The sequence below is a fragment of the Polaromonas sp. P4_F4 genome (genome assembly GCF_056401355.1).
The window spans coordinates 164,383-178,073 of record NZ_JBFUJO010000004.1 but is presented as its reverse complement, the minus strand read 5'-3'; the positions used below and the strand labels follow the sequence as shown (position 1 = coordinate 178,073).

The following is a 13,691-nucleotide window of genomic DNA, read 5'->3' as shown; positions in this document are numbered from 1 at the left end:
GTCAGCGCCGGGCGGCTTCAGCCAGCACCTGGTTCACCAGGTCAGCGCCGGCACGCTTCTTCACGTCCTCGATGACCGGGGCCGTCGCGCGGCGCATTTCCTCCAGCGCGGCGGGCGTGATTTCGGTGTAGGTCATCTTGCCCTTCAGTTCGGCCAGCCGCTTTGCCTCTTCCTCGGCGGCCAGCTTGCGCTGAAAGGCAATCGTGGCGGTCATGCCCTCGCGTATGGCCTTCTGGTACTCGGGCTTGAGCTGCTCGAAGGCTTTCTTGCTCGCAACCACGGCAATGAGGTCGAAGAAATGCCCGCTGTTGGACAGCTGCTTTTGCACCTCGCTGTAGCGCGCAGCCGAGATCACCGTGTATGGGTTCTCCTGCGCGTCGACGACGCGCTGCTCCAGTGCGGAGTACAGCTCCTTGACGTCCATGGCCACCGGGTTGGCGCCGAGCGCCCTGAAGGTCGCCAGGTGGGTCTCGTTGGGCTGCAGGCGGATCTTCAGGCCCTTCAGGTCGGCCATGCTTTTGATCGGCCCCCGGCTGTTCGTGACGTTGCGCATGCCCAGCTCCATCCAGCCCAGCGAGACAAAGCCCTTGTCGCCCAGCTTCTTGTCGATGGCATCGCCGACCGGACCGTCAATCACCCTGAAGGCGCTCTGCCGGTTGGGGAACACGAAGGGCAGGCTGACCGCTTCGAGTTCGGGTGCGATGCGCGACAGGAAGGCCGCGCCGACCCAGGTCAGCGCCAGCGTGCCAGAGCGCACGGCGTCCACATTCTCCTTGGCGCCACCCAGCTGCATGGCGGGAAACACATCGACCTGCAGCTGGTTGTGGGTCAGGCGGGCAACCTCCTTTTTGAACACCTGCTCGACCGCCACGCTGCTCGGGTGCTCCGACGCAAAGTTGCCGGCAATCTGCAGCTTCTGCTGTGCCGCGACGGGCAGCATGGCAGTGGCCAGCGTCAGCGCCGCAGCGGCGGCCAAGCGGGTGATCAGGGGCAGGCGGGAGGGCTGTTTCATGATGATCTTTTGGGAGTGGAGGAATGACGGAAAGGGTGGAAAGAATCAGCTGGTCCGGTCGAGCAGCTTGGCGATGGCGGGAGGCAAGCCGCGATTCGGCTTGACGGGCGGCGGGGAGAAACTGCCGCGCTGCGCGGTGCCGGGCTGCAGGGCGGCCAGGGTTTCGGCGTGGCGTACCGCGCTGGAGACGCCATCGACCACGGGCACCGGCAGCTGGCCCTTGAGCGCGCGTGCCAGCCCCGCCAGGGGAGCGCCGGCCAGCACAATGACATCGGCCCCATCCTCATCGACCGCGCGTTCGGCCAGCGCTTTCAGCGCCTGGGCGTGCTCGTCCTGCACCTGGCCGATGCTGGCCAGCGGCCGGTCCAGCGCCCGGATGCTGGCCAGCCGGGAGCCCAGGCCATAGGACTGCACCACCTCGCGGTACCACGCCTGGATGCGCTGAGAGATGGCAATGATGGAGATGCGGTTGCCGAGCAGGCAGGCACTGGCCAGCGCGGCTTCGGTGAGCCCGGTCACCGGCACCGGCAGGGCTTCGCGCAGGCCGGTGAGCCCCGGGTCGCCGAAGGCTGCGACCACCACCGCGTCGAAACGCGCATGGTGCTCGGCGGCGAGCTGGGCCGCCGCGTAGGCGCCGATCAGCGCTTCGAAGCGCGTTTCGATATAGGCCACACCGAAGGGCGCGGTCAGCACCTCGATCTCGGTGCCTGCCGAAGCGCTGCGTTGCGCTTCGCTGCGGATCAGCTCCGACACGCTCTCCGAGATATTGGGGTTGATCAGCAGCAGCTTCATGCCGGCCTCCCGAGGTGGCGCGACGGCATCAGCGAGGGTGCGCCACAGGCCAGGAACTGGCCGCGACCGGCCCGGCCATGGAAGTCTTTTCCGTCCCACACCACCTCGCCGCGCGACAGCGTGAGCCCGGGCCAGGCTTTCAGGGTCCTGCCTTCGTAGGGTGTGTGATCCACCGCGTGGTGCAGCTGCGTGTTGCGCAGCACGAACTCGCGTTCGTCCCAGATCACCAGGTCGGCATCGGCGCCGATGGCGATCGTGCCTTTGCGGGGGTGCAGGCCATAGGCCTTGGCCGGGTTGGTAGCGGTCAGCTCAACGAATTTTTCGAGTGTGATGCGCCCGCCGAGCACGCCTTCGGAGTAGAGCAGCGCCATGCGCGTCTCTATACCGGCCAGGCCGTTCGGGATGTGGCGGAAGCTGACTTCCTCGCCGCCGGGCTTGCGGCCCTCGGTGCCCTCGTAGTTGAACGGCGCATGGTCGGACGAGAACAGGGTGAACAGGCCGTCATTGAGGCCATTCCAGATCACCTCCTGGTTGGCCTTGTCGCGCGGCGGCGGGCTGCAGACACAGCGCGCGCCACGGTAGCTGTCGTCAATCCCCAGGTCCTCGGCGGTCAGGAACAGGTACTGCGGGCAGGTTTCGGCAAACACCTTGAGGCCCTGGGCACGCGCCCAGCGGATCTGCTCAACCGCTTCACGGCCCGACACATGCACGATCAAAATCGGCACGTCCACCAGCTCCGACAGCGCGATCGCCCGGTGCGTCGCTTCCCGCTCGACGAGCATGGGCCGCGCATGGGCATGAAAGCGCGGCGCGGTACGCCCGGCGGCCTCGAGCCGCTTCGTCAGCCATTCGATGCAGTCGGCATTTTCGGCATGCACCATGGCCATGGCGCCATGCTGGCGCGCCACGTCCAGCACGTCGAGAATCTGGCCATCGTCAAGCTTCAGGTCGTCGTAGGTCATGTAGATCTTGAACGAGGTGTAGCCTTCGGCGATCAGCGCCGGCAGTTCCACGTTCAGGACTTCCGGTGTCGGGTCGCTGACGATCAGATGGAAGGCGTAATCGACATGCGCGCGTCCGTCGGCGCGCTGGTGGTAGTCATCCACCGCGGCACGCAGCGATTGGCCTTTTTCCTGCGCCGCGAACGGAATCACGGTGGTGGTCCCGCCGCAGGCCGCAGCACGCGTGCCAGTGTCAAAGTTGTCGGCCATGCGTAGGGGCGGCGCCATCGGCTGGTCGAGGTGGCAATGCGCGTCCACGCCTCCGGGGGTGACTACGCGGCCAGCCGCATCGATCTCCTTCTCGCCGCGGCCCAGGCCGGTTCCCAATTGGGCTATCCGCCCGCCAAGCACCCCGATGTCGGCATGGAAGGTGTCGCTGGCCGTCGCAACACGCGCGTTTCGAATCACCAGGTCAAACGGTGCGCTGCTCATACACCCGCCCCATACGCACCAAGCCGGTGAATAAGTGTCGTCTTTAGTGCAAACATGATTGTTGACATGTTTTGCATTAATTTGTTTTGGTGCATTGTCATTTTCAGATCAAGAATAGTGTCGTCATCGCAAATTCCGGGCCCAGCCCATTCGGAGCTTTTCGGCACATGTGCGTAATATCGACGATAATTAAATTGCAGACAGTAGTGTTAACACTAATGTCAACAGTTTTGCGATAAAGTTCACAATCACCAGCAAGGAGGCTTCCATGCCCTATCCTTGCCACAACCTCTTTCAGGAGCCAGCCCATGACCCAGCCCGTTCGCCTCGGCGTATTGACCCCCTCGTCCAATACCGCCCTGGAGCCTCTGACCAGTGCCATAGCGGTAGAAATTCCAGGTGTTAGCGCACACTTCTCACGCTTCAGGGTGACCGAAATCTCGCTGGACGCGCAGGCGCTGGGGCAGTTTGACGACAGCAAAATCCTGGCGGCGGCCGAGCTGCTGGCCGACGCGAAGGTCGATGTGATTGGCTGGAGCGGCACGTCTTCGGGCTGGCTGGGCTTCGAGGCCGACCACCGCCTGTGTGAGCGCATCCGCGAGCGCACCGGCATTCCGGCCACCACGGCCGTATTGGCGCTCAATGAATTGTTGGCGCTGCAGGGTGTGCGCAAGCTGGCGCTGGTGACGCCCTACACCGCGGATGTGCAGCAGCGCATCATGGCCAATTACCGCGCGCTCGGCATCGAGGTGGTGGCGGAACGCCACTTGGGGATCCGCGTCAACCATGACTTCGCCGGTGTCGAGCCGTCGACGCTGCTGGCGTTGATGCGCGAGGTGGCGGCCGATGGCCCGCAGGCCATCACCACCTTCTGCACCAACCTGCGCGCCGCGCCGATGGCGCAGCAGGTAGAAGAAGAGCTGGGCATCCCGCTGCTGGACACCGTGAGCACCACCGTGTGGGGCATGCTGCGCGCTGCCGGCATGCCATCAGCCAACATCACCGGCTGGGGGAGGCTTTTCCAATGCTCGTGAGACCCTCGAGTGAGGATGAGGATGCACTCGATAGAATGCAGTCACCCTCCTCCACCAATCAGACCGACATGACCAGCACGCGCCAGTCCACGAGCCGCCTCGACCGGGAAAACACGATCGATGCGATCTATGAAAGGATCTATGTCGCCATTCTGGAACACCGCCTGCACCCCGGCACCAAGCTGGGCGAGGAGAGGTTGGCCGACATCTTCGGCACCAGCCGGGCGCGCATCCGCGAGGTGCTGGCCCGCCTGGCGCATGAGCAGATCGTGGAACTCTATCCCCAGCGCGGGGCCTACCTGGCCAAGCCCTCGATCGAGCAGGCGCGCGACGTGTTCGAAGCGCGCCGGCTGATCGAGCCGGCCGTGCTCAAGCGCCTGATCGACACCCTCACCCCCGAGAAAGTCGCCCGCCTGCGGCAACACCAGGAGCTGGAACTCGATGCCCGCCGGCGCGAAGACAAGCGCGCGGTGATCAGGTTGTCCGGCGAATTCCATACCCTGACGGCGGAGCTGGCAGGCAACTCGGCGCTGGCCCGCAGCATGCGCGAGCTATGCATGTTGACCTGCCTCATCATCTTCCTGTACGACGCACCCACGGCCAGCAGTTGCCGTGCCGACGAGCACACGGTGATCGTCGACGCGATCGCCAAGCGCGACCGGGTACGCGCCGAAAAACTCATGCTGGATCACCTTCACCACATCGAGCACAGCCTCAAGCTCGACAGCACCGCCGGGGAAGCGGATCTCGAGGCGATTTTCGGCAGCTGAACCAGCACTCTCCAACGCCCACGCCGCCCCGCGTGGCGCTCCATCCCAGCCGCCCGGCAAGGGTCGGCCCTGCTGCGACCTCTGCCTTCAAGCACATTCGCATTCTTTTGAGCGGCCGGGCGCAGCTTCATCAACAAGCTTTATTCTGCAATTTTTGTATTATGCATACAAAAGTTCAGACTACTTAAGCCAATAAGCCCATTCACATAGGGCACGAAGGGTCGTACATTCTCCATAAATTGTATGCAAATTTATTGAAGGAGAACCCGATGAACCTGAATTTCCATCCCGCCGGTCGCCATTTCCTGCAGATCCCAGGCCCCAGCCCCGTGCCGGATCGCCTGCTGCGCGCCATGAGCTACCCCACCATCGACCATCGCGGACCTGAATTCGGCGCCCTCGGGCGCAAGGTGCTATCCGGCATCAAGGACGTTTTCAAGACGCGTCATCCCGTGGTCATCTACCCGGCCTCCGGCACCGGCGCGTGGGAGGCCGCACTGGTCAACACGCTGAGCCCGGGGGACTCCGTGCTCATGTTCGAGACCGGCCACTTCGCCAGCCTCTGGAACAAGATGGCGCTGCGGCTGGGCCTGAAGCCAGAATTCATCGGCCTGCCGGGCACCGAGGGCTGGCGAAACGGCGTGCAGGCCGACATGATCGAGCAGCGGCTCCGCAACGACGCGCAGCATCAAATCAAGGCTGTGTGCGTGGTCCACAACGAGACCTCCACCGGCGTCACCTCCAACATCGCGGCCGTGCGCCGCGCCATTGATGCGGCCAAGCATCCCGCCCTGCTGCTGGTCGACACCATTTCAGGCCTGGCCTCAGCCGACTACCGACATGACGAATGGGGCGTCGACGTCACCATCAGCGGCTCGCAAAAAGGCCTGATGCTGCCGCCGGGCATCAGCTTTAACGCGCTGTCACCCAAGGCGCTGGCCGCCAGCCGCGACGCCAGGCTGCCCAAGGCATTCTGGGCCTGGGACGAGATTGTTGAAATGAATCAGACGGGCTACTGGCCCTACACACCGAATACCAACCTGCTGTATGCCCTGAGCGAGGCGCTGGACATGATCTCGGCCGAGGGACTGCCCCAGGTTTTTGCCCGCCACGAGCGCCTGGGCAAGGCCTGCCGCAATGCCGTAGAGGCCTGGGGGCTGGAAATCCAGTGCGCCGACCCGGCGGTCTACTCCCCGGTGCTGACCGGCGTGATGATGCCCGAGGGCGTGGATGCCGACCGGGTCCGGCAAATCGTTTACCAGCACTTCAACATGTCGCTGGGCGCTGGGCTCGGCAAGGTCAAGGGCCGGATGTTCCGCATCGGCCATCTCGGCGAATGCAATGACCTCACCCTGCTGGCCGCGCTCGCGGGTTGTGAGATGGGTCTGAAACTCGCAGGCGTACGCCTGCGCGAGAGCGGCACCTCGGCGGCCATGGAGTATCTGGCTGCCACGGCACAGCCTGCAGCGACACTGGGTTAGTGTGGTGTTGCATGCTTGACGGTACAAATAAAACCGATGGATTTTTGTTCAGGGCAAGGCGCAAACCACAGCAATAGTTCCACTATTGCGAGGATTTGCAACGCCGCCATGGGCAAAAAGACACGGTTTTATGTACCGGATAGCGTGCAACACCACACTCGGAAGCCGCGACCCGATCGGAAAGCCGCCTGATCGATGAAGGCTCACCCGGCATGCACGGGTAGCTTCTTCGCTTGCCTTCATCAATTGGGCTCGGTATTTTTTTGCGTCTGCAGGGCAGGCACTGACTCACGGCTTCATGCTTGTGGTTCCAATACAAAACCCTTAAGCTTTGACAGACCGATCAACTCCTGGGAGCGACACATGAGCAGCCATGTCTACAAGCAGCTTGAACTCACCGGTTCCTCCGCCACCAGCATCGAAGATGCCGTGAGCACCGCCATTGCCAAGGCACATGAGACGGTGCGAAACATCCAGTGGTTCACCGTCACCGAAACGCGTGGCCATGTGGTCGACGGCAAGGTGGCGCACTGGCAGGTTTCAATGAAGATCGGCTTCACGCTGGAATAGTCGCCAGGACAGAGACATTGCGGCGTGCCGGCAAGGGGCGCCATCGATGAAGGCTGTAGCGGCCTCGACTTGATCTCGCCAGTCTCGGCAGGCCCCTGCCGAAGCATCGTGCTGAAGACTGAACGCTGATGGAATTTGAGGCGTGCAGCCTGACAGACAGCCCAAAACAATCTTTACCCAAAGACAAAAACGCGCACATGTGACTAAGGGGGAGATGCTCGCCGCCAACGACAAGGCGCGTCCGCAACTCACCAGTTTTACGCGCTCACCTTCTGAGCGACGACCGGCCAGCAGGACCCAGAGCACATGCAACTCGCCTTCATTTTTTTTGCCGGCTTCGACGCGCCGGTTTCGCCTTCACCGGCGTGTATTTCTGGTTTGCCTGATCGAGCCACAGCAAGGTGTCCACATGCGACAGAAAGCGCCGCAGGTAGTCGGGTGACAGCTTGCGCATCAACGCAAGGGAACGAAGCACCAGCATGTGCGAATTCAGCGGGCCGGCGTTGACAGGCCCTCGCCCGACGGCCTGGTCCACCTGGTCTTCGGCAGCAATCCTGGACCACGCCTCCCTGAAGCGACGGACGCTCGCCATCTCAGAACTGACCCCCATGTCGCTGACCAGACTGCGCCCAAGACCGCTCCCCAGGCGGTGATCGATACCGTCCTGCTTCACGTTCTGGATGTACTGGTTCAGCTGGGCCAGCGGCGCGCCGGGCCTGTTGAACGCCGACTGCGCGCCCAGCCGGCGCATGCCGCCGTAATCACCAGCCGCGAACAGCCGCTGCAGTTCACGGGCCAGGTCCGGATGCCTGGCTGACAGGCACGCCAACTCGTCGCTGGCTGCCTTCTGCGCCTGCCTGAAGCGTTCGCCATAGTCCGCCAGTGCAACTTTGAGCTTGCCTTCCAGGATGCGTCGCACCTCGCCTGGCGCTGTGTCCATGCGCTGCGACAGCAGCTCCAGGTAATGAAAGCGCGCGGGGTCGAGGCGCTGGGCTCCCTCACTTCGCAAGGACGCATGCCACGACTGCAGCGACTTTTCTCCATCCTGCTGCGAATGCGGCATTTCGGCGCGGCCCGACTCACTCATGGGCGGAGGGTTTCACATTGGCGGACTTGGGCACCGGCGCCATTTCCACGCGCCGGTTCAGCGCGCGTCCCTTTTCATCCGTGTTGGAGGCGACCGGCTGCTCTGCGCCAAAGGCCGCGGCAAAGGCCAGTGACGACGGCATGCCTTCCTCGATCAGGGCACGGGTCACCGTCAGGGCGCGCTGGGCCGACAGCGCCAGGTTGTCCGCAAAGCGCTGGTTGCCTTCCTGGATGGGCTTGTCGTCGGTAAAACCGCTCACCATCAACAGTTCATCGCGCTCACCCAGGTAGACCTGCAACGGGGGCACGAGACTCTTCAGCAGTAGCCGGCCGTCGGGACGCAACTGGTCCGAGTTCAGGGGGAACAACACGCTGCCACTGATGCCAATGCGTCCGTTGTTCAGTGTGACCCGGCCCGTTGCCAGCGGAATGGCCAGGGCCTTTTCCAGGGCGATGCGGCGCTGCTCCTCCACCCGGCGCTTTTGCACCTCAGCCTCCAGGTTGGCCATCAGGTCCATCTGGACCACCAGCACCCCGACCAGGATCAGCACGAAAGCGCCCAGCAAGCCCGACATCAGGTCTCCGAAAACGGCCCAGACTGGCGCGGTCTGCTCCATGCCGTCGCCCCTTTCGTCAAGGTCGATCATCCAGCGACTCCCTCGGACAGCGAGGCTTGCTTGCTGTGGAGTTGGCGCAGGTCTTCGACGATGCCCTGCTGCGAGGTGATGCTGAGGTCGATTACCTCGCGCGCCTGCGCCACGTAGTAGGCGAGTTGTTCGTCACTTCGCGCCATGGACTGGCTCATGGTGCCTTCCATGCGCTGCAGGCTTTCAATCAGCTTCTCGTTGGTCGCGTTGAAAAGCTGGACGCCATGGTTGAAGGATTCGCCCAGGCTAGCCAGCTCGACCGCGCTGCCGGTGACGTGCGCCGCCATGTTCTCCGCCTTGCCGGCCTGCGCCCCCAGCGTTTCAGAAAACTGGCTGCCGGCCTTGTCCAGCACAGCCGCCGCCGAGCCCACCAGCGACTCGATCGCCGCGCGCTGTTCGCCCGCGGCCTGGTTGATGGTCTGGAGCAGCGCATTGATCTTGTCCATCACGGCGGTGCGCTCCTCTAGCGCAAGGTTGTCCTGCTCGGCGATCCGGCTTATTTCCTGACGCAATTGCGCAATCACGCCAGCCGCCGCCTGGGGTACCTCGGAGGCCGTTTGCATAAGGCGGGTCATGGGCGCTTCCAGCGCGGCGCCCAGCGTGGCCAGATGCGTGGCCAGCGCTGCCTGCAGTTCGCCCAACCGCTCGACGGCGGCGTTGCCGCGCGTTGCTTCTTCTTCCCTGAGCGCACCGAGTTCGGTGCGCCACACACTGGCCAGCTGGTCCATGCGGTCGCCGTGCTGCTTCATCCAGTCGGCCTCCGAATCCATGCGCGAACGAATGAGCGCTTCGGACTGGGCCAACAGCCGCGTCATGTCGGCAAGTGTCCGGCTGGCCTGATCGCTGCTGCGCTGGGTGATCTCGCCGGCGGTTTTCTCCAGTGTCTGGCAGACGGCCTGCTGTTGGGCGAGCGACTGCGCCCCGACGCGCTGCCATTCGCCGTGCAGCGTGGCCGCCATGGACTCCATCGCCTGCGTCCAGGCCTGCAGTCTCTGCCGATCCGCCGAGGCCTGGTCCGATTGCGAGCTGGACACGGCCTCGCCGACCGTTGCCAGCAACGCGCCGGAGCGCTGCTCGAAGGTGTCCGTGAAGGCCGCCAGTGCCCGGTCCAGGCCACTAACCTGGCTTTCGCTGGTCCGCGCATGGTTCTGGAGAGCCGTCGTCCAGGTCTCGGACACGGTGCGGGCGGTGGCGCTGAACTGGGCCGAGAGGCCCGTCAACTGGGTCTGCGCTGCGTCGCTCACGCGCTCGTGCAGACGCTTCGATTCCTGCGCAATTTCCGACATCGCCGCCTCGACCACGGGCTTGATGCTCTCGCCCGCCACTCTTGCGCTGGCCGTCAGGCTGTCTTTCAGGGACTGCCCGACGGTGTCGGCCAGACCGGTGTAGGCGACGCTCACCTCACGGTGGAAATGCGCCTGACTGCCCAGCAGCTGCTCGTTCAACTGCTGGCTCCGGCGTTCCATTCCCTCCATCATGGCCTGCAGCTTGTCGACCACGTCGGGCAAGGCGTGCGCCTGCACCTGCAGCGCCTTGAAGGTTTCCTGACGCTGATGGGCGAGCGAAAACGGCCGAAAGACGGTCGCAATACGGGAGTCCAGCTGCCGCGCGACGTCCACCCTCTCGCGGCGGCTGATGGCCGACAGCAGACCCAGCATGGCCGACGCGGCCACCCCGGCCACCGAGGTGCCAAATGCTAGCCCCAGGCCCTTGATGGGTGCGGCTAGCGCCGACCGGATAGCGTGAAGATCCGTCGAGCCCTCCAGAGCGAACACGGCCCCCTTGAAGGTCACAACCATCCCCAGGAAGGTACCGAGCATCCCCAGCATCACCAGCAGCCCCACCAGGTACGGTGTCAACGCGGGGCCCGGCAAGGCGACCCGTTCACCCTCGATCCGTAAACGCACGGAGTTTTGCAGGGAAGAAGGTACGCCGACTAGCCAGACGCCGATGTCCGGCAGCGGCTGAGGAATGTCGGCAAGCGCCGCCGCCAGCGAGGCTGTGGCAGCGCGAAACTGTCTGAGTTCAAACGCGCCCAGCAAATAAACCCCGGCAATCACCGCCGTCATGACCAGGGCGATCCAGCTCGAACCGACAAACCCCAACCCCACCCAGGTCACGGTCATCAGACCGATGGCGAAGGCGACTGCAAAAAAAATCCTGTTCATTGGTACTTCTTAACCTCGTTGCTGAATGCTTCAATTAGTCCCACGACCGGCTGCAGCCGGACCCCCAGTTCCGCCAGCAAGACCTCCTGCATCTCCTTGCCGAAGACGTCCAGCCACCCGCCCGGTTGTCGCCACAAGGCCGGGTCGTCCTGCTGCTGCGCAAGGTCGAGCCCGAGCTGGTGGGTTTTGCGCAAGTGCCCGAAACGTCGCTCAAGCAGCACAGGCACCGTTGACAGCAGTTTTTGCTCCCGGCCACCGAGCATCTGGTCCATCACGGCATCGAAGGTTGCCAGCTGCCCGAGTTGGGGAGAGACCTTCGCGATGGCTTGCCGGACATGGGCACGCAATGCATCAATCCTCAATGCCATGTGGCGTTGCTGGTCGAGATAACGCTGGTGATACGGTGCATATCCAGCGTCCGTTTCCGTGGCGGCTTCTGGCTGGGGTATCGGGTTCCTGACTTGTTTTCCGCTGGCAGGGGATGCACTGCTTGCTGTGATGGCCTTCACCAAGGCTGTTCGCACCCGATGAAATTCTTCTTCCAGAGCGAAGGTTCTGCCCAACAGCGCATCCGATGGTTTCTCTTCGTCAACCGTCTTGATCGACTGGTGCGCCGCATGGAGCGTGATGCCATCGAAAACGTCCAACCACAGGCCCAATCGTTCCGCAAAGTCCTGCCTCGACGCCTCAACATCCACGGAGGCCAAATCACTGAGCAAGCGAACGAGTCTTGCGCTGCTGAAATTCCTGGGCAAATACATTCCTTTGACGTTGAAACGTGGGAACAAAGTCTGTCGGACTCTACATAAGTAGCCAAAGTCATCGAAAACATGGCCCCTGTCGAGACCACCACCGCAGACACCGCAAAAAGACGCCTTTGAAATAAGGTCTGTCGGAACTTGAACCGAACCGCCCCCTACGACCAGAAACGCTCATCAGTCGGTCAGTGACACGGCTACCTGCAGAAATAGCCAATGGTCACTGCTGAATTTTGAGAAATTTTGTGGCACAGGCTGGGCACGATATAGGCACAGAGTGGGCACAAAGCAAAACGCCCACATGAAGTGGGCGTTTGCTACCAGCCTTGACGGCTTGGATGTTGGTTGCGCGGGCAAGATTTGAACTTACGACCTTTGGGTTATGAGCCCAACGAGCTACCAGGCTGCTCCACCGCGCGATATGTGTTTAGTATACCTTACTCTGCCTTCGCCGCGTCAGTAGTAGTGTCTTCTATTTCAGGACGATCCACCAATTCAACCAGGGCCATGGGTGCATTGTCGCCAACGCGAAAACCCATTTTCAGGATGCGGGTGTAGCCACCAGGACGGGCTTTGTAGCGTGGGCCCAGTTCTGCAAACAGCTTGACCACCATGTCGCGGTCGCGCAGGCGATCGAAGGCGAGACGCTTGTTGGCCAGCGTTGGCTCTTTGGCCAGCGTGATCATCGGTTCCACCACACGGCGCAATTCCTTGGCCTTTGGCAGGGTGGTCTTGATGACTTCGTGCTGAAGCAGCGAGTTCATCATGTTGCGCAGCATGGCGAGGCGGTGCTCGCTGGTGCGGTTCAGTTTACGTAGTCCGTGTCCGTGTCGCATGGTGATTTCCTTTTTAATAATCAGGCAGCCGTATCAGGTACTGCCCGTGCGCCATCTCTTCGAAGATGGTCAGTTTTACAAATTAACGTTTGTCCAGGCCTGCAGGTGGCCAGCTCTCAAGGCGCATGCCCAGAGTCAAGCCGCGGGAAGCCAGCACTTCCTTGATCTCGTTCAGAGATTTCCGTCCGAGATTGGGAGTCTTGAGCAGCTCATTTTCAGTACGCTGAATCAGATCGCCAATGTAGTAAATGTTTTCTGCTTTCAGGCAGTTTGCCGAACGCACCGTGAGCTCAAGCTCGTCGACAGGGCGCAACAGGATAGGATCAAACTGCTGCGAGCTGCGCTGCACCGGTGCATCAAATGCCGCCAGTTCATTGCCTTCCAGCTGAGCGAACACAGCCAGCTGCTCAACGAGAATCTTCGCCGATGCGCGGACAGCATCCTCAGCGGTCACTGCACCATTGGTTTCAATTTCGAGGACCAGCTTGTCCAGGTCCGTGCGCTGCTCAACGCGGGCGCTTTCGACGGTGTAGCTCACGCGCTTGACCGGGGAAAACGAAGCGTCCAGCACAATGCGGCCGATGGATTTCGGTGACTCATCGCCATAGCGACGCATGGTGCCCGGCACGTAGCCACGGCCATTCTCAACCTTGATCTGCATGTCGATCTTGCCGCCGTGCGACAGATTCACGATCACATGTTCAGGGTTGATGATTTCCACGTCGTGCGGCGTCTGGATGTCGGCGGCAGTGACGGGGCCTTCGCCGTCCTTGCGCAGGCTCAGCGTGACTTCGTCGCGGTTGTGGAGCTTGAACACCACACCCTTGAGGTTCAACAGGATGTTGACGACGTCTTCCTGCACACCGTCGATGGACGAGTACTCATGCAGAACGCCGGCAATGGTCACTTCAGTGGCGGCATGGCCAACCATGGAGGACAACAACACACGGCGCAGGGCATTGCCCAGCGTGTGGCCGTAGCCACGCTCGAATGGCTCCAGAGTCACCTTGGCGCGATTCGCGCCAAGCTGCTCCACATTGATGGTTTTAGGTTTCAACAAATTGGTCTGCATGCAGTCTTCCTCTCAATACCCTCGGTTCGTTA

The 13,691-nt window shown here is 62.4% G+C and carries 13 protein-coding genes and 1 tRNA gene; 4 read left to right on the top strand and 10 right to left on the bottom strand.

Annotation, left to right across the window (positions count from 1 at the left end; all coding sequences use genetic code 11):
* Nucleotide 1 precedes the first annotated feature (1 nt).
* From AC1DUR_RS06640 to hydA, 3 genes are read right to left on the bottom strand one after another with little or no spacing between them, the layout of a single operon-like run.
* Nucleotides 2–1,012, bottom strand: a complete 1,011-nt coding sequence (locus AC1DUR_RS06640) for a TRAP transporter substrate-binding protein (protein WP_477718948.1) — start codon at nucleotides 1,010–1,012, stop codon at nucleotides 2–4.
* A 45-nt stretch (nucleotides 1,013–1,057) separates the two neighbouring features.
* Nucleotides 1,058–1,804, bottom strand: coding sequence for an aspartate/glutamate racemase family protein (locus AC1DUR_RS06635; protein ID WP_477718947.1), 747 nt, complete (start codon nucleotides 1,802–1,804; stop codon nucleotides 1,058–1,060).
* Nucleotides 1,801–3,237: a dihydropyrimidinase gene (hydA, locus tag AC1DUR_RS06630; RefSeq protein ID WP_477718946.1), complete on the bottom strand. Its 1,437-nt coding sequence runs from the start codon at nucleotides 3,235–3,237 to the stop codon at nucleotides 1,801–1,803. The genes AC1DUR_RS06635 and hydA overlap by 4 nt, the downstream gene beginning before the upstream one ends.
* A gap of 308 nt (nucleotides 3,238–3,545) precedes the next feature.
* Between hydA and AC1DUR_RS06625 the strand changes: the two genes are divergently transcribed.
* The 4 genes from AC1DUR_RS06625 (at nucleotide 3,546) to AC1DUR_RS06610 (ending at nucleotide 7,092) form a co-directional block, all read left to right on the top strand.
* Nucleotides 3,546–4,271, top strand: coding sequence for a maleate cis-trans isomerase family protein (locus AC1DUR_RS06625; RefSeq protein ID WP_477718945.1), 726 nt, complete (start codon nucleotides 3,546–3,548; stop codon nucleotides 4,269–4,271).
* 68 nt (nucleotides 4,272–4,339) lie between these two features.
* On the top strand, nucleotides 4,340–5,041 hold the full coding sequence (locus AC1DUR_RS06620; protein ID WP_477719050.1) for a GntR family transcriptional regulator: 702 nt from the start codon (nucleotides 4,340–4,342) through the stop codon (nucleotides 5,039–5,041).
* A gap of 269 nt (nucleotides 5,042–5,310) precedes the next feature.
* Nucleotides 5,311–6,522: a pyridoxal-phosphate-dependent aminotransferase family protein gene (locus AC1DUR_RS06615; protein WP_477718944.1), complete on the top strand. Its 1,212-nt coding sequence runs from the start codon at nucleotides 5,311–5,313 to the stop codon at nucleotides 6,520–6,522.
* A gap of 363 nt (nucleotides 6,523–6,885) precedes the next feature.
* On the top strand, nucleotides 6,886–7,092 hold the full coding sequence (locus tag AC1DUR_RS06610; protein WP_011481474.1) for a dodecin: 207 nt from the start codon (nucleotides 6,886–6,888) through the stop codon (nucleotides 7,090–7,092).
* 319 nt (nucleotides 7,093–7,411) lie between these two features.
* On the opposite strand, the gene AC1DUR_RS06605 is transcribed toward AC1DUR_RS06610, so the two are convergent.
* The 7 genes from AC1DUR_RS06605 to AC1DUR_RS06575 all read right to left on the bottom strand — a co-directional run bounded on the left by AC1DUR_RS06605 (nucleotide 7,412) and on the right by AC1DUR_RS06575 (nucleotide 13,659).
* A complete protein-coding gene (locus tag AC1DUR_RS06605; protein WP_477718943.1) occupies nucleotides 7,412–8,179 on the bottom strand; it encodes a DUF2894 domain-containing protein in 768 nt (255 codons plus the stop codon).
* On the bottom strand, nucleotides 8,172–8,825 hold the full coding sequence (locus AC1DUR_RS06600; RefSeq protein WP_477718942.1) for an OmpA family protein: 654 nt from the start codon (nucleotides 8,823–8,825) through the stop codon (nucleotides 8,172–8,174). Before AC1DUR_RS06600 ends, AC1DUR_RS06605 begins: the two co-directional genes overlap by 8 nt.
* The gene (locus AC1DUR_RS06595) at nucleotides 8,822–10,993 is read right to left on the bottom strand and encodes a DUF802 domain-containing protein (RefSeq protein ID WP_477718941.1); all 2,172 of its coding nucleotides are present in this window, start codon (nucleotides 10,991–10,993) and stop codon (nucleotides 8,822–8,824) included. The genes AC1DUR_RS06600 and AC1DUR_RS06595 overlap by 4 nt, the downstream gene beginning before the upstream one ends.
* A complete protein-coding gene (locus AC1DUR_RS06590) occupies nucleotides 10,990–11,781 on the bottom strand; it encodes a DUF3348 domain-containing protein (RefSeq protein ID WP_477718940.1) in 792 nt (263 codons plus the stop codon). The genes AC1DUR_RS06595 and AC1DUR_RS06590 overlap by 4 nt, the downstream gene beginning before the upstream one ends.
* Nucleotides 11,782–12,093: 312 nt before the next feature.
* Nucleotides 12,094–12,170: transfer RNA gene (locus AC1DUR_RS06585), tRNA-Met, on the bottom strand.
* 18 nt (nucleotides 12,171–12,188) lie between these two features.
* A complete protein-coding gene (rplQ, locus tag AC1DUR_RS06580) occupies nucleotides 12,189–12,587 on the bottom strand; it encodes a 50S ribosomal protein L17 (RefSeq protein ID WP_477718939.1) in 399 nt (132 codons plus the stop codon).
* Between the two features lie 82 nt (nucleotides 12,588–12,669).
* Nucleotides 12,670–13,659 carry a DNA-directed RNA polymerase subunit alpha gene (locus AC1DUR_RS06575; protein ID WP_011481468.1) on the bottom strand — a complete coding sequence of 330 codons (990 nt, stop codon included), beginning with the start codon at nucleotides 13,657–13,659 and terminating at the stop codon, nucleotides 12,670–12,672.
* Nucleotides 13,660–13,691: the final 32 nt, after the last annotated feature.